Genomic DNA, 19,695 nt, shown 5'->3' with positions numbered 1-19,695 from the left:
ATTAACCGTCTGAGCCGCCGGCGCCAGGGGGTGCGTAGAGCCGGTCGACGAAACGGTGGGCGTAGGCGCGGAACTCGCGCCTCTCGCGATCGGCGGTCACGGCGTCGCCGCCGCGGGCGCTCAGGGCGGTCACGTGGCCGTGGGCCGCCCAGACCAGGCTGCGCACGGTGACGTGCGGCGTCGGCTCGACGACGAGACCGCGGGTGGCCGCCTCCAGCAGGGCGCGCTCGATCTCCCCGTAGATCGGCAGCGAGTACGCCTCGTCCAGGGAGAGGTGGAGGGTGGGGTCCAGCCACCGCCGCAGCCACAGGAACGTGGTCTGGGGGTGGTCGTCGAGGAAGTCGACGAACGCGTCCACCAGGTCGTGTATCGCGTCCACGACGTCGCCCGCGCGTTCCGAGCGCACGGCGGCGAGGAAGGCGCGCACCGGCGGCGTGAGCGTCGCCTGCTCCAGCTCGAAGACGCGGGCGAAGCAGGCGTCGTACAGGGACGACTTCGAAGGGAAGTGGTGGTGCACGCTGGAGACGTCGATCCCGACCCGGGCGGCGATGTCGCGCATGGAGACGCCGTCGGCCCCGTGCCTGGCGAAGAGGGCGGTCGCCTCGGTGAGCACGCGGTCGCGCGTGGTGGGGGCCGAGCGGTCCCTGGGCGGGCGCCCCCTGCGGCGCGGCCGGGGCGCGGAGACGTCTTCCCCCCGCTCTCCGTCGCCCCCGTCTCCCCTGTTCTCCCCGTTCTCCGTGCTCTTCCTCATGCCGGACAGTCTGCCAGGACCGTCGGTCTTCGTAATCCATCGCGAGATTGATTTCGCCGCCCGGGGGTTCAGGCCGGCGAGGACACGGCGCCTTCCGGTATGACGGCGAGGGACCTGATCTGCTCGGGGGTGAGCGCGGTGCCGCGTTCGCGTTCCGCGGCGAAGCGCTCCTCACCCAGCGCGTCACGGACCCGCGCGGTGATCCGGTCGACGTCGCCGCTCTCCACGGAGGTGAGGGGCATGGGGCCGGACGCGAGGGCCGCGGCGCCCGCGCCCAGGAGCCGGGCGGCCCGGTCGTGGAGTCCGGCGACGGCGAGCGCACCGGCCAGGCCGTACACGGCGACCGTCATCTCCCTGGTCCCGTCGAACCTGGCCATCAGATCGAGGGCGACCAGGTGCATGTCGAGGGCCGCCGCCGCGTCGCCGCGCCCCTCGGCGACGAAGCCGAGCTCGGTCATGATCATCGGAAGGTAGGGCGGCGGCTCCCCGGAGTCGGGAGGGGTGTGGTCCAGCACGTCGCGCAGGTGGGTCTCGGCGACGTCGAGGCGGCCGTCCCTGCGCGCGGCGAAGGCGAGACCCATCCGGGCGAAGGTCTGCCCGGCCCGGTGCCCCTGCTCCAGGGTGAGCCGCAGCGACCTCTCGCTCCACTCCGCCGCCCGCGCGTAGTCGCCGCGCTGCAGTGCGATCCAGCCCAGCCAGCCCAGCCGCCCGGCGAGCTCCGTCCACAGCCCGAGCTCCTCGGCGAGGCGCATGCCGTCACGCTGCAGCCGTTCGGCCCGGTCGAGGTCGCCGGTCATCTCGGCCAGCGCGCCGAGCCAGCCGCCGGACTCCAGCTGCCCCCAGCGCTCCCCGAGCTCGCCGAAGATCCGCGCGCTGTGCTCGCCGTCGCGTCCGAGCCCGTCCAGGTCACCGCGTACGTGGGCGAGTTTGGCCCGCAGGGCGAGGGCGGCGGCCGTTCCCCAGCGGTCACCGAGCGCCTCGAAGGCGGGGAGCGCCCGGTCCAGAAGGTCCGCGGCGGCGGACAGGTCACCGAGGTCGACCCCCGCGTAGGCGAGGATCCACCACGCCCTGGCACGCCCGCCCGGATCGTCCGCCTTCTCGTACGCCTCCAGGGCGGCCCCGCGAAGCCGCTCCCGGTCGGCGGCGGCGACGTCACCTCGGAGGAGCGCGATCACGGCCTTCCAGGTGAGAGCCTTGGCCCGGAGGGCGGCGAACGAGGCGGCGGGGGATCCGCAGGGGACGGCGAGCGCCGCCGCCAGGGATCGGTGGGCCTCGGTCAGCCGGCCGCGCAGGAACCAGTACCAGCCCATCGCGCCGACGAGGCGCAGCGCGCCCTCCGCGTCGCCGTTCCTGACGGCCGCGTTCAGCGCGGCGCGGAGGTTCGCGGCGTCGGAGTCGAGACGCCGCAGCCAGTGCCGCTGGTCCGCCCGGTAGAGACGCGGCTCGGCCCGTTCGACCAGGTCGGTGTAGTGGCGCAGGTGCCGCAACCGCACCCGCTCGTACTCCCCGGCCCGCTGGAGGCGCTCGACGCAGTACGCCGCCACCGACTCCAGCAGCCGGTATCTCGGCCCGTCGGCACCGTCCACCATCACCACCAGCGACCGGTTCACCAGCCGTGCCACCAGGTCGAGTACGTCCGCTGCGGGGACGTCGTCATCCGCGCAGACGGCCTCGGCGGCCTCCAGGTCGCAGCCGTCCGCGTGTACGGCGAGGCGGCGCAGGACGGCGCGCTCGGCTCCGGTCAGCAGCTCCCAGCTCCAGTCGATCATCGCCGTCAGGGTCTGCTGGCGCGGTGGGACGCCCCGATGCCCGGTGGCCAGCAACCTGAACCGGTCATCGAGGCGGGCGACGAGACCGTGCACGCCGAGGGCGGGGACCCTCGTCGCGGCCAGCTCAAGCGCGAGCGGGATGCCGTCCAGCCTGCGGCACAGCGCCGCGACCGCCGGAGCGGTGTCCGTGTCGAGGGTGAACCCCCTGGCCGCGGCGGACGCGCGTGCCACGAACAGCCGCACGGACCCGGTTCGTTCCAGCTCGGGGATGTCGTCGAAGGCCCGGCCGGGCACCTCCAGCGGTGGGACGCTCCAGACCACCTCGCCGGGCAGGGCGAGCGACTCCTGGCTGGTCGCGAGGATCCGCAGGCCGGGGGCGGCGCGCAGCAGCGATCCGGCCAGCTCGGCGACCGGATCGACGACGTGCTCGCAGTTGTCCAGCACCAGCAGCAGCCTCCGGGGGCGCAGCGCCTCGGTGAGCCGGTCGGCGGCGGTCACCGGCCCCGCGCCACCCGCGGCGTCCTGGACGTCCAGCACCGTCATGATCGTCTCAGCCAGCCGGTGGACCGCGTCCTCGTCGCCGGGACGGTCGAGCGCGGCGAGTTCGACCAGCCACACCCCGTCACGTACGAGGCCGGGAGCGACGGTGCCGGAAGGACCCGGGGCGGTCAGATGTCTGGCGGTCTCGATCGCGAGGCGCGTCTTGCCCACGCCGCCGGGACCGGTGAGCGTCACCAGCCGTTCCGTCTCCAGCAGGGTGCGGATCTCGGCGACGGCCTCCTCTCTGCCGATCAGGTCGGTGAGCGGCGCGGGGAGATTGGTGCCAGGCCTGTCGGGGAGAGGGGCGGACGCGGCGAGCGCCGGGTCCTGGGTGAGGACGGCCCGGTGCAGGGTGACCAGGTCGGCACCCGGATCCAGGCCCAGCTCGTCGGCGAGCAGGACGCGCAGCTCCTCGTAGCTGTCCAGCGCCTCGCTCTGCCGTCCCGAGCGGTACAGGGCACGCATGTGCGCGGCGCGCAGCCGCTCCCTGAAGGGGTGGGCGGCGAGCAGGTCGCCGAGCTCTCCCGCGAGCCGGACGTGCTCGCCCAGCTCCAGCCGTGTCTCCGCGTGCTCCTCCTGCGCGGTGAGCCACCGTTCCAGCAGCCGCGTGATCGCGGGGCGCGCGAACGGCTCGTCGCCGAAGTCGGCGAACGCGGGGCCGCGCCACGACGCCAGCGCGTCGGCCAGCAGCGCCGCCCTGACCCGTGGATCCCCCGCGAGGGCCGCCTCGTCGAGCAGGCGCAGGAAGTCGGCCACGTCGGTGTCGGCCCTCAGCACGTAGCCCGCCGGATGACGGACGACCAGGTCCCGGCAGCCGGGTTCGGCGTCCTCCAGCACCCTGCGCAGCTGCGAGACCTTGGCCGAGAGGGCGCCGGTCGGGTTGCCCGGCGGATCGTCGCCCCACAGGTCGTCGACCAGCCGGTCGGCGGGCACCGGGCGTCCCTCGTGCGCGAGGAGGTCGGCGAGCAGGGTCCGGACCTTCAGCCCGGGGATCGCCACCGGCTCACCGGCGGTCGTCCACACGGCGAGCGGCCCAAGAACCCCGAAACGCATGAAGGCCACGATAACCCCGGGCACTCATCGCTTCACCACTCGTCCTACGGCGGATTCCCGTGCTCCCCGGGTCGGCCGTAAAGCGACGGGAGCTTTTCCGTAAAGGGGGTCGGAGATGCTGAGGGCACATCGAACGGAGCGGGACACGAGGGAGGTACGGAGATGCCGGAGGAGGGCAGGCTGCGACTGGCGGTCATCGTCGGAAGCACCCGCGACGGCCGGTTCGGGCCCACCGTGGCGGACTGGTTCACCTCCCGGGCCCGCAGGCGCGGAGACCTGGACGTCGACCTGATCGACCTGGCCGAGACCGGTCTGCCGCAGACCCTCACCGACCAGGAGGAGCCCGCACCCGTGGAGGTGGCCGCTCTGGCGCCGAGGCTCGCCGCCGCCGACGCCTTCGTCGTGGTCACCCCCGAGTACAACCGGAGCTTCCCCGCTCCGCTGAAGACCGCGATCGACTGGTACTACGAGGAGTGGCAGGCCAAGCCCGTCGCCTTCGTCGCCTACGGCAGGGACTCCGGTGGCCTGCACGCGGTCGACCAGCTCCGTCAGGTCTTCACCGAACTGCACGCCGTCGCCATCCGCGACGCCGTCATCCTTCCCCGCTACTGGGACCTCTTCGCGACCGACGGCACCTGGCCGAAGGCCGGCTCGGAGTGCAACAGCGCGGCGAAGAGCACGCTCGACCGGCTGACCTGGTGGGCCCGCGCCCTGCGCGACGCCCGAGCCAGGAGCCCGTACGTCCCCTGACCGTCCTCACATCCGACCTCGTCCAGCCCGGCTCCAACGGGCTTCATCCGGCGCGAACGACACGGAGAGAATCATGCGGAAGATCATTGCCATGACCCACACCACGGTCGACGGCTACATCGACAACCCCCACCTGTGGTCCATGCCGTACTCGAACGAGGAGTCGATGGCGTACGCCCTGAACCTCACGCTCGGCTGCGACACCCTGCTGCTGGGGCGGGTCACCTACGTGGGCATGGCCCAGGCATGGCCCGGTATGAGCAACCCCTACGCCGACCACGTGAACGGCACCGAGAAGTACGTGGTCTCCTCGACCCTGGAGAAGGCCGAGTGGGCGAACTCGACCATCGTCCACGGCGACGACCTCGTCCCCACGGTGACCGAACTGAAGAAGCGGCCCGGCGGGAACATCATGATCTGGGGCTGTGGCCGGCTCACCGACGCGCTCATGGAGAACGGCCTGCTCGACGAGTACCGGCTCCTGGTCTCGCCGGTCATCCTCGGCAAGGGGCAGCGGCTGTTCCGGGGGGAGGACGTCACGGCGACCCTGGAACTCGTCGACAGCACGACGTTCGACACCGGTCTTGTCGCCCTCGCCTACCGCCCGGTGAACGCGGCGGAAGGCCCGGCGAACGCGGGCTGAGCGACACGGGCCGGAGTCCAGGAGTCCCGGAGGCGCACGCCGTCTCCGGGACTTCCGGGTTTTCCCGCGTTCTCCGGTTCGTTTCCGGTGCCGCCCGAGTCACCGGAGGCCGGCCACGGGCCCCGTCCCGCGCCGCCGCCGAGCAGCGGAGACCCTTCTCCGGGGGAGGGCGCCGCAGGCCGGGATCGCCCACGAGCCGACGGGATTCGACGGGACGAGAAGCCTCGGTTCGTCGCAGCACTTGGGGCGTAGATCCATAAGTCGGAGAAGTCCCCTCATATAGTTGGGTGCCAATTGTCGGGCTCGGAATCGATGGCGAGGATCGTGAGCGTTCAGGAGGGGGCGGGGGCCGTGCTCGCCGGGCGGTACCGGCTGGACGAGCTGATCGGCCGTGGCGGCACGGGCGAGGTCTGGCGCGGGTACGACCTGCGCCCCGGCTGGGCGGTGGCGATCAAAATCCTGTCGCCGCAGGTCGCCGACGCCGCGGTGCGTGAGAGGTTCGCCGGGGAGGCGAGGACCGCCGCGCGCGTCGTCCATCCCAACGTGGTGACGGTGCTCGACATGGGCGAGCACGAGGGTCGGCCGTACCTGGTGATGGAGTCGCTGACCGGCCGGGATCTCGCCGCCGAGCTGGCCGAGCGGGGACCGCTGAGCGTGTCCGAGACGTGCCACCTGGTCAGGCAGGCCGCGCTCGGGCTGGACGCCGCGCACCGGGCCGGGGTCGTGCACCGCGACGTCAAACCCGCGAACCTGCACCTGGGCACGGGGGGCGTGCTCAAGGTCGTCGACTTCGGCACCGCCAGGGTCGCGAGCGAGGCCGCGATGCGGCTGACCTCGGCGGGAAGCGTCATCGGCACGGCCGCCTACCTGTCTCCCGAGCAGATCCTCGGCACGCCGGGGAACACGGCCTCCGACCTGTACGCGCTCGGCTGCGTCTGTTACGAGCTGCTGTGCGGACGGCCCCCGTTCGTCGGCCCCGACGCGGAGGTGATCTCCCAGCACGTCCGCGACCGGCCGGATCCGCTCAGGCGCTACCGGCCCGATGTCCCGCCGGAGCTTGAGGGGCTGGTCATGGCCCTGCTGGAGAAGGATCCCGCCGCGCGGCCGACCGGGGGAGAGGTGATCCGCCAGGTCACCGCGACGGCCCACCACACGTCAGCCGCCCGCGACAGCGTCTCCCCGGTCTCCCCGGTCCCCGCGGCACCGACGGCACCGACGGCACCGACGGCCACGCACGACATCGGGACACCGATACCGGCACAGGCACCGATGCAGGCACCCGCGCCGACGAAGGTCACGCCGGGGCCGCCGGTCTCCGGGCCGGTGCCCGTGCCCGGCGGCATCTCCGCGCTCACGCGGGGGCGGCTGTCCGGGCGGACCCTCGCGATCGCCCTGGGCGCGGTGGCCGTGCTGGTGGCGGCGACCGTCTGGGCGCTGACGCCGTCGGAGCCGACCGGGCAGGCGAGCACGGCCGGAGTGCCGTCCGAGACGCCCTCTCCCGAGCAGCCCACGCCGCCCGCGTCGCCGTCACCCACCCCCACACCGTCACCGTCCGTCTCGCGGAGCGCGGCGGCGCCGTCCCCGGATCCGGTCCTGTCACCGCCGGCGGGGACCGGATGGCAGGTGCAGCTGCCGATCCTTCACCGGGCGATCACCGAACAGGAGCTCCAGGGGAAGATCGACCCCAGGACGGCCCGCGAGATCCGTAAGAGGGTCACCAAAGCGGGCGAGGCCCTGTGGAAGGGCGATGAGCGTAAGGCGCGCGACGAACTGCGCAAGTTCGGCCGGGACCTGTCCGAGGCGCGCAGGAAGGGCAGGCTCGCCTCCGACGGACCGCTCTACGACTTCCTGCGCAAATCCGGGTTCGCCTTCCAGGAGGAGGGCCGGGAGCCGGGGTCACGTCATCGCGGCGGCGACAGTGACGACGAGAACGATGACGACCCCGAGAACGAGGACTAGGCCGCCGGTACGTGGTCGAGACTGCCTCGGCCGCTCCTTCCCGTGTCCGGGTGAGACGGTCTCCGGCGCTACCGGCTGCCGGACCGGTGCGCCACTGTCCGGCCGGGTGCCGTGACGACGGTTCGCCGACGGGAAAGACCGGCGCGGGCGAAACCTCGCGATCTTGAATATCTGCAGGTGCAGGGAGCACGGGGATGTTCGTCGTTTCCGGGTACCGCTGAGGTATGACCGCTGAATCGAAGGATCCGCTGGCGGATCTCAACCCGTTCGACATATTCGACACCGAGGCCCGTCGCCTCGACCGTTTCTTCTCCGGGCTCGACGCGGAGGACTGGCGACGCCCCTCACGGCTGCCGGGCTGGTCGGTGCGCGACGTGCTCGGGCACCTGGCGGGGGAGGAGCTGTACAACCACGCCTGTCTGGACGACGACGTCGACGGGTTCGCCGCGATGCTCGGGAGCGAGGGTGTGGAGGGCGGCTTCGACGCCTTCAACGCCTGGTGCGTGGAGCGCCGCCGTGACGTTCCGGTCGAGGAGGTGCTCCAGGAGTGGCGGCGCGAGAACGGGGAGACGCGCGAGCGGATGCGCGAACTCGGCCGTGACGCCCTGCTGCCGACCCTCGCGGGGCCGTACCCGGTGGGGTCGCAGACCTTCCACTACGACTCGGAGTACGCCACCCACGCCGATGACGTCGGCGCGCCCGTGGCGGAGGGCGAGGAGGACGAGCGGGTCTGGTGGCGGGTGAGGGTGGGCGCGTTCGCGCTCGCGGAGCAGGGGGCGAAGGTCGAGGTCGAGCTGACCGCCGACGGGATCTGGGTGCACGCCTACGACGCGAGCGCGCAACTGGCGCCCGCGGCGTTCGTGGCGGCGACCGTCGGGCGCCTGCCGGACGGCCACCCCGTCGACCATCCTCTCGACCGCAGGCTCAGGGCCGCCCTGCGCTGTCTGGCCTGAGCTTCTCCGCTGTGCTTTCCGGCGCTCCTCGGTTCCGGGCGCTTTTCTGCGCGTCCGTCCGTCCGGCCGGTGATCCGCGGCCGGGACCTCAGTCGTCGGTCCTGTCCTCACCGCCCTTGCCGCCCCTGCTGTCCTTGCTGCCCTTGCCGGTTCTGTCCTTGCGGCGCATCCGGTGCAGGGTGCCCGCGTGGGCGCGCTCCTCCGGGTGCGCGCGCACCCTGCGCAGGCTGGCGACGACGGTGACGAGCAGCACCAGGAAGATCACTCCGAGGGAGACCGGGGTCGGGACCTCGGGGAAGGACTTCGAGATGTCCTCGTGCAGGAACGACAGGATGAGCTTGAGGCCGATGAAGCCGAGGATGACCGCGAGGCCGATCGACAGGTAGACGAGGCGCTCCAGCAGCCCTTCGATCAGGAAGTACAGGGCACGCAGCCCCAGCAGCGCGAAGGCGTTGGCGGCGAAGACGATGAGCGGATGCCGGGTGACGCCGAAGACGGCGGGAATGGAGTCGAGGGCGAACAGCAGGTCGGTGCTTCCGATGGCGAGGAAGACCAGGAACAGCGGCGTGACCACCCGCCTGCCGTTCTCGCGGGCGACGAGCCTGCCGCCGTGCATGTCGTCGCTGACCGGCAGCACCTTGCCCGCGTGGCGGATCAGCGGGTTGTTCTCGACGTCGGGGTCCTGGTTGCGGTGCCGTACGAGCTGGATCGCCGTCCAGATCAGGAGCAGGCCGAAGATGAGGAACGTGAAGGAGAAGAGGGAGATGGCCGCCGCGCCGACCGCGATGAGGATGGCCCGCAGCACCAGCGCGGTGGCGATGCCGAAGAGCAGCACCTTCTGCTGGTGTTCCTCGGGCACCGAGAACCGCGCCATGATGATGACGAAGACGAAGAGGTTGTCGACGGAGAGGCTCTTCTCGACGATCCATCCGGCGAAGTACTCCGTCGCGAGTCCCGCCCCGGCCAGCCACAGCAGGACCAGGCCGAAGGCGATGGCGACGCCGATGTAGAAGATCGTCCAGGCGGCCGCCTCGCGCATGCCCACGACGTGCGGCCGGCGTGCCGCCACCACGAAGTCGAGGGTGAGCAGCGCCACCACCACTGCGATGACCGCGATCCACATGCCCAACGAGTCGATCGCCATCGCTGTCCCCTCTTACCGGTCGAGATCATTCGCCTTACCCAGGGCGGGGACCTCCACACCCGGTGATCATCGGCCGAGTACGCCCTCGGCCCGCCGGGGTGTCCCGGCGGGCCGAGGGCGTATTCGGTGGGAGAGGGGGAGGGGTCAGCGGCCCGCGCCCGCGCGGCGCTTGGTCCACACGTCGAGGGCGACCGCGGCGAGCAGGACCAGGCCCTTGAAGAGCATCACCCGCTCGCTGGGCGCGCCGATGAGGGACATGCCGTTGTTGATCACGGCCATGATGAGACCGCCGGTGAGCGCGCCGACGACCTTGCCCACGCCGCCCTGGACGGCGGCCCCGCCGATGAACGCGGCGGCGATGGCGTCCAGCTCGAAGCCGTTGCCCGCCGTCGGGCCGGCCTGGTTCAGGCGGCCGGCGAAGATGATGCCGGCGAGCGCGGCGAGCACGCCCATGTTGACGAAGATCCAGAAGGTGACGGACTTGACCTTGATGCCCGACAGGCTCGCCGCGTTCAGGTTGCCGCCGATGGCGTAGATGTGGCGGCCGAAGACGGCGCGGTTGGTCAGGAGCGTGTAGCCCAGGACGAGGAGCGCGAGGAGCACCAGCACCCAGGGCAGGTTCTTGAACCTGGCCAGCTGCACGATCACGACCATCACCACCACGGAGGCGGCGCCGATCTTCAGGAGGAACAGGGGCAGCGCGTCGACCTTCTGCCGGTAGCCCAGCCGCGCCTGGCGGGCACGCCACTGCGTACCGGCGATCCCGGCCACCGCGGCCAGGCCGACGAGCAGCGTGAGCAGGTCGGCGCCGCCGAGCGGGCCGAGGCCGATGTTGCCGAAGAAGCCGGGCACGAAGCCGTTGGCGAGGGTCCGTACCTCGTCGGGGAAGGGGCCGATGCCCTGGTTGCCGAGCACGGTGAGGGTGAGCGCCCTGAAGATCAGCATTCCGGCGAGGGTGACGATGAACGCCGGGATGCCGAAGTAGGCGATCCAGTAGCCCTGCCAGGCCCCGATCAGCGCGCCGGCGATCAGCGTGATGAGGATCGCGAGCGGCCACGCCACGTCCATGTCGACCATCAGCACGGCCGCGATGGCGCCGGTGAGCCCCACCACGGAGCCCACGGACAGATCGATGTGCCCGGCGATGATGATCAGGATCATGCCGATCGCGAGGATGAGAACGTAGGAGTTCTGCACCATGATGTTCGAGATGTTCTGCGGGCTGAGCAGCTCACCGTCGGTCAGGATGGAGAACAGCAGGATGATCAGCGCGAAGGCGATGTAGATGCCGCTCTGCCGCAGGTTCATCGAGAAACGGCTGCCGGGTGCCTTCGCGGGCACCGACAACAGGTCGCCGTCCGGTGGTGGTGCTCCGGTCTTTCCTGCGGGTTCGGCGACTCCGTGCGCCGGGACCTGGCCGCTGCTCATCGTGCTCCCTAATCCTTTTCCTTGGTCATGAACTGCATGAGCCGCTCAGGGGTGGCCTCCGCCCGCGAGACCTCACCGGTGATGCGACCGGCCGACATGGCGTAGATGCGGTCGCAGACGCCGAGCAGCTCGGGAAGCTCCGAGGAGATGACCAGGATGGCCTTTCCCTGGTCGGCGAGCTGGTTGATGATCGAGTAGATCTCGTACTTGGCACCCACGTCGATGCCCCGGGTGGGCTCGTCGAGGATGAGCACGTCGGCGTCGGTGAAGATCCATTTCGACAGCACCACCTTCTGCTGGTTGCCGCCGCTGAGCTTGCCGGTGACCGACAGCACGCTGGGAGCCTTGATGTTCATGCTCTCCCGGAAGCCGTCGGCGACCTGGTACTCCTTGTTGTCGTCGACCCAGCCGCGTTTCGCCAGCTTCCCCAGCGCCGCGGCCGAGACGTTCCGCTTGATGTCCTCGATCAGGTTGAGCCCGTACCGCTTGCGGTCCTCGGTGGCGTACGCGAGCCCGTGGCCGATCGCCTCGCCGACCGTGCGGAGCTGGATCTCCCGCCCGTTCTTGTAGACGCGGCCGGAGATGTCGACCCCGTAGCTGCGGCCGAACACGCTCATCGCGAGCTCGGTGCGCCCGGCGCCCATCAGCCCGGCGAGGCCGACGATCTCGCCGCGGCGCAGCGTGAGGCTCGCGCCGGAGACGACGACGCGGCCGTGCTGGCTGGGGCTGTGAACCGTCCAGTCCTCGATCCGCAGCGCCTCCTCGCCGATCTTCGGCTCGTGCGGCGGGAAGCGGTGCTCCAGGTCGCGGCCGACCATGCCCGAGATGATGCGGTCCTCGGTGACCCGGTCGTTCTTCATGTCCAGGGTCTCGATCGTCCGGCCGTCGCGCAGGATCGTGGTCGAGTCGGCGATCGCCTGGATCTCGTTCAGCTTGTGCGAGATGATCACCGAGGTGATGCCCTCGTCGCGCAGCCCGCGCAGCAGGTCGAGCAGGTGCGCGGAGTCCTCGTCGTTGAGCGAGGCGGTCGGCTCGTCGAGGATGAGCAGCCTGACCCGCTTGGACAGCGCCTTGGCGATCTCCACCAGCTGCTGCTTGCCGACGCCGATGTCCATCGAGAGCGTCACCGGGTTCTCCCGCAGCCCGACCCGCTCCAGCAGCTCGGCGGCCTCGGCGTTCGTCCGGTTCCAGTCGATCAGGCCGCGGGTGGTCCGCTCGTTGCCGAGGAAGATGTTCTCGGCGATCGAGAGGTAGGGGCTGAGCGCGAGCTCCTGGTGAATGATCACGATGCCGCGCTTCTCGCTGTCCCTGATGTCGGAGAAGCGGCACGGCTCGCCGTCGAAGAGGATCTCGCCCTCGTACGAGCCGTGCGGGTACACGCCGGACAGGACCTTCATCAGCGTCGACTTGCCGGCGCCGTTCTCCCCGCAGATCGCGTGTATCTCGCCTCTGCGTACCACCAGGTTGACGTCCTGCAGGGCTTTGACGCCCGGGAACGTCTTGGTGATCCCCCGCATCCGAAGTATGTCGTCGGTCATGCCGTCCGCCTCCGTACTGCCTTCCCGCTCCGTGTACGCCCGGCCGGCGGCGGGTGGAGCGCCGCCGGCCGGGTGCCGTCCGTCATGACACCGGCACCGCTTACTTGAGCTGGTCCTCGGTGTAGTAGCCGGAGTCGACGAGGACCTGCTTGTAGTTGTCCTTGTAGACGATCACCGGCTCGAGCAGGTTCGACGGGACGACCTTGTTGCCGTTGTCGTAGTCCTCGGTGTTGTTGACCTCGGGCTTGCCGCCCTTGAGCACGGCGTCGGCCATCTCGACGGTCACCGCGGCGAGCTTACGGGTGTCCTTGTAGATCGTCGCGTACTGCTCGTCCCCGATGATCGACTTCACCGAGGCGACCTCGGCGTCCTGGCCGGTCACGATCGGGTAGGGCTGGCCGGAGGTGCCGTAGCCGCTGCTCTTGAGCGCCGACAGGATGCCGATGGACAGGCCGTCGTACGGGGAGAGCACGCCCTGGACCTTGGTGTCGCCGGAGTAGGCCTTGGTGATCAGGTCCTCCATGCGCTTCTGCGCGGTGGCCGGGTCCCAGCGCAGGATCGCGACGGTCTTGAAGTCGGTCTCCTTGCTCTTGACAACGAGGGTGCCCTTGTCGATGTACGGCTTCAGGGTGTCCATCGCGCCGTTGTAGAAGAAGGTGGCGTTGTTGTCGTCGGGGGAGCCGGCGAAGATCTCGATGTTGAACGGGCCCTTGGCGTCGCCCTCGGAACCGTCCTCCTTCTGCAGCTTCAGGCCGACCAGCAGCGAGGTCGCCTGCTGCACGCCCACCTTGTAGTTGTCGAAGGTGGCGTAGTAGTCGACGTTCGGCGAGTTGCGGATGAGCCGGTCGTAGGCGATGACCGGGATCTTCTTGTCGGCGGCCTGCTGGAGCTGCGTGGTGATGGCGGTGCCGTCGATCGAGGCGATGATCAGCAGCTTGGCGCCCTTGGTGATCTGGTTCTCGATCTGGTTGACCTGGGTGGGAATGTCGTTCTCCGCGTACTGCAGGTCGACCTTGTAGCCCAGCTTCTCCAGGGCGCCCTTGACGTTGTCGCCGTCGTGGATCCAGCGCTCGGAGGACTTGGTGGGCATGGTGACGCCGACGAGGGTCTCGGCGGGCGCCGCGGAGGCCGCCCCCGACGCGCCCGCGCCCTCGTCGACGGTCTTGACGCTGGAGCCACAGGCCGTCACTCCCATGGCGAGAGCCAGGCTCACCGCGGCGGTGGCCAGCTTCCCGAACTTCATCGATTACCTCCAGGGTGGGGTTCCGTGCCTACGGTCCGGGGTGAGCCGGGGACACGGTTGGGCCGATTTGGCCGATGGGGCACAGCGAGGCGCGGTGCGTCCCGGGAGTAGCGGGTGCCGTGGCGGCACGCCCCGGATTCCGGCGTGCCGCCGGGGCGTGTTGTGTCCGAATCGGGTCCACGGCGACACCGGAGCCGGTCGGGAACCGGCCCGCTCCGGCGTCGGTGAGAGTGTCCTTGAACGTGTCCGTGGGCGTCGCCGCGGACACCGTCATGAGCATCGTGGTAAGCGTTGTGATGAGCACCGTCGTAAGCACTGCCGTAGGTACCGGCGTAAGCGCTGTTGTGAGCGCTCACATCCGCGGCATGAGGCCACCGGATGGTCCCTTCGGCTGTGTGACGAGCAATCAAATGCCCGGGTCGGCCGACTGTCAACCCCCGGGCGGTCAGGAGTCCTCGCGTCATGGAGTCCTTCTCGCAGGAGATGTGAGCGTTAACAACAAGGTATGCGCCAGTTAAGGGCGTCATGACGGCAACGTCAAGTAGGTGTTAACGGATGATCTCCGAGTAATCAGAATGTAATCTCACGGGTGCTTGACGCGGGGTGTTGTTAGCGCTCACAGTCTGTCCCAAGCCACCATGAAGGAGCCGACCAAGTGAGTCCGAGCCTCGAACGCCGTCCGCCCGTGATGGCGGACGTCGCCACGAGGGCCGGTGTGTCGCACCAGACGGTCTCGCGCGTGCTCAACGACCACCCCAACGTCCGCGCCGAGACCCGCGAGCGGGTCTTGGCGGCGATCCGTGAGCTCGGCTACCGGCGCAACATGGTCGCCCGAGCCCTGGTCACCAGGCACACGCGCACCCTGGGCGTGGTCAGTTTCGACACGACCCTCTACGGGCCCGCGAGCACGGTCTACGGCATCGAACAGGCGGCCAGGGCGGCAGGTTACTTCGTCAGCATGGTCAGCCTCAAGACCATCGACACCGCGGGTGTGCGCGACGCGCTCGGCTATCTGGCCGAGCAGGCCGTCGACGGCATCGTGGTGGTCGCGCCCCAGCGCTCGGCCGCCCCCGCGCTGGCCGGTGCCCCCACCGACATCCCCGTCGTGGCCGTCGAGGGCAGCCACACCGGCGACGTGTCGGTGGTGAGCGTCGACCAGATCGAGGGCGCCCGCCTGGCCACCCGGCACCTGCTCGACCTCGGCCACGAGACCGTGTGGCACATCGCCGGCCCCTCGGACTGGCTGGAGGCCGACGGGCGGATCGAGGGCTGGCGCGAGGTGCTGAGCGCCGCGGGCCGCACGGCCCCCGAGTTGCTGTCCGGAGACTGGAGCCCGCGCTCCGGCTACGAGGCCGGGCTGCGCCTGGCGGGGACACCCGGCGTCACCGCCGTGTTCGTCGCCAACGACCAGATGGCGCTCGGGATGCTGCGGGCCTTCGCCGAGCTGGGCGTGCGAGTCCCCGAGCAGATCAGCGTCGTGGGGTTCGACGACATCCCCGAGTCGGAGTTCTTCACTCCGCCGCTCACCACGATCAGGCAGGACTTCGGGGCGGTCGGTAAATACAGCATCGAGGTCCTGCTCAGGCAGATGGAGGCGGGAGCGGAATGGTCCCAAGAGCGACATGTCGTCCCGCCACGGTTCGTGGCGAGGACCAGCACCGCGCCGTTCCGCGCCTAGGACCGCGTATCGTTTCGCACCGGTGGCCGCACCCGGGCGTGGTTCCGCGCCCGGATCCGCGACGCCCCGGCCCGCCCCGCCACGCCTGAGCCCCGTGGATCCGGCACGGCCACCCGTACCTGAGAACCCCCCCGAGCGAGGTCCCGCCGTCCTGATGTCCTGGAGAGAATGTGAACGCTAACAACGACCGTTACGTGGTCGGTGTCGACTTCGGCACACTGTCGGGCCGCGCCGTGGTGGTACGGGTGGGCGACGGCGCCGAGATGGGCACCGCCGTGCACGAGTACGCCCACCGGGTGATCGAGGAGCGGCTGCCGGACACCGCCGTACGCCTGGGCCCCGACTGGGCGCTGCAGTCCCCTGAGGACTGGCGGGAGGTGCTCCGCCAGGCGGTGCCCAAGGCGGTGGCGGCGGCCGGGATCGCCCCGTCGCAGGTCATCGGCCTCGGGACCGACTTCACGGCCTGCACCATACTTCCCGCCACCGCCGAGGGCACCCCGCTGTGCGAGATCGACGGGTTCGCCTCCCGCCCCCACGCGTGGCCGAAGCTGTGGAAGCACCACTCGGCGCAGTCGCACGCCGACCGGATCAACGCCGTCGCCGCCCGCAGGGGAGAGACGTGGCTGCCCCGCTACGGCGGGAAGATCTCCTCGGAGTGGGCGTTCGCCAAGGGTCTGCAGGTGCTGGAGGAGGACCCGGAGATCTACGACCGGACGGAGCGCTGGATCGAGGCCGCCGACTGGATCGTCTGGCAGCTCACCGGCGTGGAGACGCGCAACGTGTGCACCGCCGGGTACAAGGCCGTCTACCAGGACGGGGCCTACCCGTCCGAGGAGTTCCTCGCCGAGCTCAACCCCGGCTTCACCGGTTTCACCGCCAAGCTCGGCCGGAACCCGGCCCCCCTCGGGGGTCTCGCCGGACGGCTGGACGCCCGCGCCGCCGGGTGGACGAAGCTGCCCGAGGGCATCGCGATCTCGATCGGCAACGTCGACGCGCACGTCACGGCCGCCGCAGCCGACGCCGTGCGGCCCGGCCAGATGGTGGCCATCATGGGCACCTCCACCTGCCACGTCATGTCCTCCGACGCGCTCGCCGAGGTGCCGGGCATGTGCGGAGTGGTCCGCGACGGCATCGTGCCCGGACTATGGGGGTACGAGGCGGGCCAGTCGGGTGTCGGCGACATCTTCGGGTGGTTCGTCGAGACCTCGGTGCCCGGATCCTACGAGCGTGAGGCGGAACAGCGCGGCCTCAGCGTGCACGACCTCCTCACCGAGCTGGCCGCGGCGCAGCGGGTGGGACAGCACGGCCTGGTGGCGCTCGACTGGCACAACGGCAACCGCTCGGTGCTGGTCGACCACAACCTCTCCGCCGTGGTGGTGGGCCAGACGCTCGCCACGAAACCCGAGGACACCTACCGGGCGCTGATCGAGGCCACCGCGTTCGGCGCCCGCACGATCGTGGAGACCTTCGAGAGCTCCGGGGTGCCGGTGACCGAGTTCGTCGCCGCGGGGGGCCTGATCAAGAACCGCTTCCTGATGCAGGTCTACGCCGACGTGCTGCGCCGCCCGATCTCGCTGATCGGCTCCGAGCAGGGCTGCGCCCTGGGGTCCGCCATCCACGCGGCGGTCGCCGCCGGGGCCTACCCCGACATCACCTCCGCCTCGGCCGTGATGGGCAGCCGCGCCGAGGCGGCCTACATCCCCGACGCCGGTCGCGCGGACGCCTACGACCGTCTGTACGCCGAGTACCGCCGCCTGCACGACCACTTCGCCGACGGGAAGATGCTGCACGGCCTGCGGGCCCTGCGCTACGAGGCGAGCACACCGGCCGGCGAGAACGAGAAGAACACGTCGACGAACGAGGAGGACGCGTGACCGGGCGCGAGGAACAACCGATCGGGCAGTCTCCGCCCCCGTGCGCGGCCGGACGTCCGGCCCCGCGGGCGGCCGGGTACCCGGCCACGTGCGAAACGGCGGTGGCCCGATGAGCGCCGTCGTCAGGAAGCTGCGGGAGACGGTGGCGGCGCTCCACCAGGAGCTGGTCCGCTACAACCTGGTCGCCTGGACCGCGGGCAACGTCTCGGGCCGGGTCCCCGGCGAGAACCTGTTCGTCATCAAGCCGTCGGGGGTGACCTACGACGCACTCACCCCCGAGTCGATCGTGGTGTGCGACCTGGACGGCGAGCTGGTCGAGGGCGAGCTGTCGCCGTCCAGCGACACCGCCGCGCACGCGTACGTCTACCGGGCGATGCCGCGGGTGGGCGGGGTGGTGCACACCCACTCCACGTACGCCTCCGCCTGGGCGGCGCGGGGTGAGTCCATCCCGTGCGTGCTGACGGCGATGGCGGACGAGTTCGGCGGGGAGATCCCGGTCGGGCCGTTCGCGCTGATCGGCGGGGACGACATCGGCAAGGGAATCGTCGCCACCCTGGAGGGCCACCGCTCCCCGGCGGTGCTGATGCGCAACCACGGCGTCTTCACCATCGGCGCGGACGCCCGCGCGGCCGTCAAGGCCGCGGTGATGTGCGAGGACGTCGCCCGTACCGTGCACGTGGCCCGCCAGCTGGGCGAGCCGCTGCCGATCGCGGCAGCAGACATCGACAGTTTGTACGACCGCTACCAGAACGTCTACGGGCAAAGGAGTCCGCGGTGACCCTTCACGAGCGTGAGATCTGGTTTCTCACCGGAAGCCAGGGCCTGTACGGCGAGGACACGCTGGCCCAGGTGGCGGAACAGTCCCGGAGCATCGCCGAGCGGCTCGACGACGCGCTGACGTTCCGGGTGGTGTGGAAGCCGGTGCTGACCGACGCCGCGTCGATCCACCGGGTCTGCCTGGAGGCGAACGCCTCGGACGCCTGCGTCGGGGTGATCGCCTGGATGCACACCTTCTCCCCGGCCAAGATGTGGATCGCCGGGCTGGACGCGCTGCGCACGCCGCTGCTGCACCTGCACACCCAGGCCAACATGGCGCTGCCGTGGAGTTCCATCGACATGGACTTCATGAACCTCAACCAGGCCGCGCACGGCGACCGCGAGTTCGGCTACATCCAGGCCCGGCTGGGCGTGGCGCGCAAGACCGTCGCCGGACACGTGAGCGACCCGGCGGTGGCGGCGCGCATCGGCGCGTGGGCGCGGGCCGCGGCCGGACGCGCGGAGCTGAGCTCGCTGCGGCTGGCCCGCTTCGGCGACAACATGCGCGACGTGGCGGTCACCGAGGGTGACAAGGTGGAGGCGCAGCTGCGTTTCGGCGTCTCGGTCAACACCTACGGCGTCAACGACCTGGTCGCCGCCGTCGACGCCGCGGCGGACTCCGACGTGGACACCCTGGTCACCGAGTACGAGGACACCTACAAGGTCGCCCCCGAGCTGCGCGCCGGAGGCGAGCGCAACGACTCGCTGCGCTACGCCGCCCGCATCGAGCTGGGACTGCGTCACTTCCTCACCGAGGGGGGCTTCGGCGCGTTCACCACCAACTTCGAGGACCTCGGCGGGCTGCGGCAGCTGCCGGGGCTCGCCGTGCAGCGGCTGATGGCCGACGGCTACGGCTTCGGCGGCGAGGGCGACTGGAAGACCTCGGTGCTGGTGCGCACCCTGAAGGTGATGTCGGCCGGCCTTGAGGGCGGCACCTCCTTCATGGAGGACTACACCTACCATCTCACCCCCGGCCAGGAGGTGATCCTGGGCGCGCACATGCTGGAGGTCTGCCCGACGATCGCCGCGGGCGTGCCCTCGTGCGAGATCCACCCGCTGAGCATCGGCGGGCGCGAGGACCCGGTCCGGCTGGTCTTCGACGCGGAACCCGGACCCGCCGTGGTGATCGGCCTGTCCGACATGGGGGACCGGTTCAGGCTGGTGGCGAACGAGATCGACGTGGTCAACCCCGTCGAGCCGCTGCCCAGCCTGCCCGTCGCCCGCGCGGTGTGGAAGCCCCGCCCGAACCTGAGCACCTCGGCCGAGGCGTGGCTCACCGCGGGAGGCCCGCACCACACCGTGCTGTCGTCCGCCCTGACCACCGAGGAGCTCACCGACCTCTCCGACATGCTCGGCGTCGAGTTGCTGGTCATCGACGCCGACACCACCGCCCGCCAGTTCGCCAAGGAGATCCGCTGGAACCAGGCGTACTACCACCTGGCGCGCGGTTTCTGATCCGGAACCGTTACTGATTCCATAGTCGGATATCAGCAATCCGGGCGTTACCGCCCGGAAGGTCCGTCACGGTGTCACCGAAGCGCGGGCTGCGCTTCGGT

Annotated in this window: 14 protein-coding genes; 8 read left to right on the top strand and 6 right to left on the bottom strand. The window is 70.6% G+C overall.

Annotated elements, in window-relative coordinates; genetic code table 11:
* Position 1 precedes the first annotated feature (1 nt).
* Both ABT352_RS10780 and ABT352_RS10775 read right to left on the bottom strand, forming a co-directional pair.
* The gene (locus ABT352_RS10780; protein ID WP_350944283.1) at positions 2 to 751 is read right to left on the bottom strand and encodes a TetR/AcrR family transcriptional regulator; all 750 of its coding nucleotides are present in this window, start codon (positions 749 to 751) and stop codon (positions 2 to 4) included.
* Between the two features lie 68 nt (positions 752 to 819).
* Positions 820 to 4,113 (bottom strand): AfsR/SARP family transcriptional regulator, encoded by a 3,294-nt coding sequence (locus ABT352_RS10775; protein WP_350944281.1) that lies wholly within the window; start codon positions 4,111 to 4,113, stop codon positions 820 to 822.
* 162 nt (positions 4,114 to 4,275) lie between these two features.
* Here ABT352_RS10775 and ABT352_RS10770 point away from each other — a divergent pair, with 162 nt between their 5' ends.
* From ABT352_RS10770 to ABT352_RS10755, 4 genes are all read left to right on the top strand, one after another.
* Positions 4,276 to 4,863, top strand: a complete 588-nt coding sequence (locus tag ABT352_RS10770) for an NADPH-dependent FMN reductase (protein WP_350944280.1) — start codon at positions 4,276 to 4,278, stop codon at positions 4,861 to 4,863.
* Between the two features lie 73 nt (positions 4,864 to 4,936).
* Complete coding sequence (locus tag ABT352_RS10765) at positions 4,937 to 5,506, top strand: dihydrofolate reductase family protein (protein ID WP_350944279.1); 570 nt, start codon at positions 4,937 to 4,939, stop codon at positions 5,504 to 5,506.
* A 324-nt stretch (positions 5,507 to 5,830) separates the two neighbouring features.
* Positions 5,831 to 7,465 (top strand): serine/threonine-protein kinase, encoded by a 1,635-nt coding sequence (locus ABT352_RS10760; protein WP_350944278.1) that lies wholly within the window; start codon positions 5,831 to 5,833, stop codon positions 7,463 to 7,465.
* A gap of 224 nt (positions 7,466 to 7,689) precedes the next feature.
* Positions 7,690 to 8,418 carry a maleylpyruvate isomerase family mycothiol-dependent enzyme gene (locus ABT352_RS10755; RefSeq protein ID WP_350944276.1) on the top strand — a complete coding sequence of 243 codons (729 nt, stop codon included), beginning with the start codon at positions 7,690 to 7,692 and terminating at the stop codon, positions 8,416 to 8,418.
* Between the two features lie 88 nt (positions 8,419 to 8,506).
* Here ABT352_RS10755 and ABT352_RS10750 read toward each other — a convergent pair whose 3' ends face one another.
* The 4 genes from ABT352_RS10750 to chvE form a co-directional block, all read right to left on the bottom strand.
* The gene (locus ABT352_RS10750; RefSeq protein WP_350944274.1) at positions 8,507 to 9,562 is read right to left on the bottom strand and encodes a TerC family protein; all 1,056 of its coding nucleotides are present in this window, start codon (positions 9,560 to 9,562) and stop codon (positions 8,507 to 8,509) included.
* A 144-nt stretch (positions 9,563 to 9,706) separates the two neighbouring features.
* Entirely contained in the window at positions 9,707 to 10,990 is a 1,284-nt protein-coding gene (mmsB, locus tag ABT352_RS10745) for a multiple monosaccharide ABC transporter permease (protein ID WP_350944273.1), read from the bottom strand.
* A gap of 8 nt (positions 10,991 to 10,998) precedes the next feature.
* Positions 10,999 to 12,528, bottom strand: a complete 1,530-nt coding sequence (gene mmsA, locus ABT352_RS10740; RefSeq protein ID WP_350944271.1) for a multiple monosaccharide ABC transporter ATP-binding protein — start codon at positions 12,526 to 12,528, stop codon at positions 10,999 to 11,001.
* A gap of 100 nt (positions 12,529 to 12,628) precedes the next feature.
* A complete protein-coding gene (chvE, locus tag ABT352_RS10735; protein ID WP_350944270.1) occupies positions 12,629 to 13,771 on the bottom strand; it encodes a multiple monosaccharide ABC transporter substrate-binding protein in 1,143 nt (380 codons plus the stop codon).
* 688 nt (positions 13,772 to 14,459) lie between these two features.
* Between chvE and ABT352_RS10730 the strand changes: the two genes are divergently transcribed.
* The 4 genes from ABT352_RS10730 to araA all read left to right on the top strand — a co-directional run bounded on the left by ABT352_RS10730 (position 14,460) and on the right by araA (position 19,594).
* Complete coding sequence (locus ABT352_RS10730; protein WP_350944824.1) at positions 14,460 to 15,449, top strand: LacI family DNA-binding transcriptional regulator; 990 nt, start codon at positions 14,460 to 14,462, stop codon at positions 15,447 to 15,449.
* A gap of 170 nt (positions 15,450 to 15,619) precedes the next feature.
* Entirely contained in the window at positions 15,620 to 17,323 is a 1,704-nt protein-coding gene (gene araB, locus ABT352_RS10725; protein WP_350944268.1) for a ribulokinase, read from the top strand.
* Between the two features lie 109 nt (positions 17,324 to 17,432).
* Positions 17,433 to 18,101, top strand: coding sequence for an L-ribulose-5-phosphate 4-epimerase (locus tag ABT352_RS10720; RefSeq protein ID WP_350944266.1), 669 nt, complete (start codon positions 17,433 to 17,435; stop codon positions 18,099 to 18,101).
* Positions 18,098 to 19,594, top strand: a complete 1,497-nt coding sequence (gene araA / locus ABT352_RS10715; protein WP_350944264.1) for an L-arabinose isomerase — start codon at positions 18,098 to 18,100, stop codon at positions 19,592 to 19,594. Before ABT352_RS10720 ends, araA begins: the two co-directional genes overlap by 4 nt.
* Positions 19,595 to 19,695: the final 101 nt, after the last annotated feature.

Source organism: Streptosporangium sp. NPDC000563, assembly GCF_040299985.1.
Taxonomy (GTDB): domain Bacteria; phylum Actinomycetota; class Actinomycetes; order Streptosporangiales; family Streptosporangiaceae; genus Streptosporangium.
This window is presented reverse-complemented; position numbering and strand designations above follow the sequence as displayed.

What these genes read in the sequence shown, in the direction of transcription:
- ABT352_RS10755 (WP_350944276.1), top strand. Translation starts at nt 7,690, where the DNA reads ATGACCGCTGAATCGAAGGATCCGCTGGCGGATCTCAACCCGTTCGAC.
- ABT352_RS10730 (WP_350944824.1), top strand. Translation starts at nt 14,460, where the DNA reads ATGGCGGACGTCGCCACGAGGGCCGGTGTGTCGCACCAGACGGTCTCG.
- ABT352_RS10750 (WP_350944274.1), bottom strand. Translation starts at nt 9,562, where the DNA reads ATGGCGATCGACTCGTTGGGCATGTGGATCGCGGTCATCGCAGTGGTG.
- ABT352_RS10780 (WP_350944283.1), bottom strand. Translation starts at nt 751, where the DNA reads ATGAGGAAGAGCACGGAGAACGGGGAGAACAGGGGAGACGGGGGCGAC.
- ABT352_RS10770 (WP_350944280.1), top strand. Translation starts at nt 4,276, where the DNA reads ATGCCGGAGGAGGGCAGGCTGCGACTGGCGGTCATCGTCGGAAGCACC.
- chvE (WP_350944270.1), bottom strand. Translation starts at nt 13,771, where the DNA reads ATGAAGTTCGGGAAGCTGGCCACCGCCGCGGTGAGCCTGGCTCTCGCC.
- ABT352_RS10775 (WP_350944281.1), bottom strand. Translation starts at nt 4,113, where the DNA reads ATGCGTTTCGGGGTTCTTGGGCCGCTCGCCGTGTGGACGACCGCCGGT.
- mmsB (WP_350944273.1), bottom strand. Translation starts at nt 10,990, where the DNA reads ATGAGCAGCGGCCAGGTCCCGGCGCACGGAGTCGCCGAACCCGCAGGA.
- ABT352_RS10765 (WP_350944279.1), top strand. Translation starts at nt 4,937, where the DNA reads ATGCGGAAGATCATTGCCATGACCCACACCACGGTCGACGGCTACATC.
- ABT352_RS10720 (WP_350944266.1), top strand. Translation starts at nt 17,433, where the DNA reads ATGAGCGCCGTCGTCAGGAAGCTGCGGGAGACGGTGGCGGCGCTCCAC.
- mmsA (WP_350944271.1), bottom strand. Translation starts at nt 12,528, where the DNA reads ATGACCGACGACATACTTCGGATGCGGGGGATCACCAAGACGTTCCCG.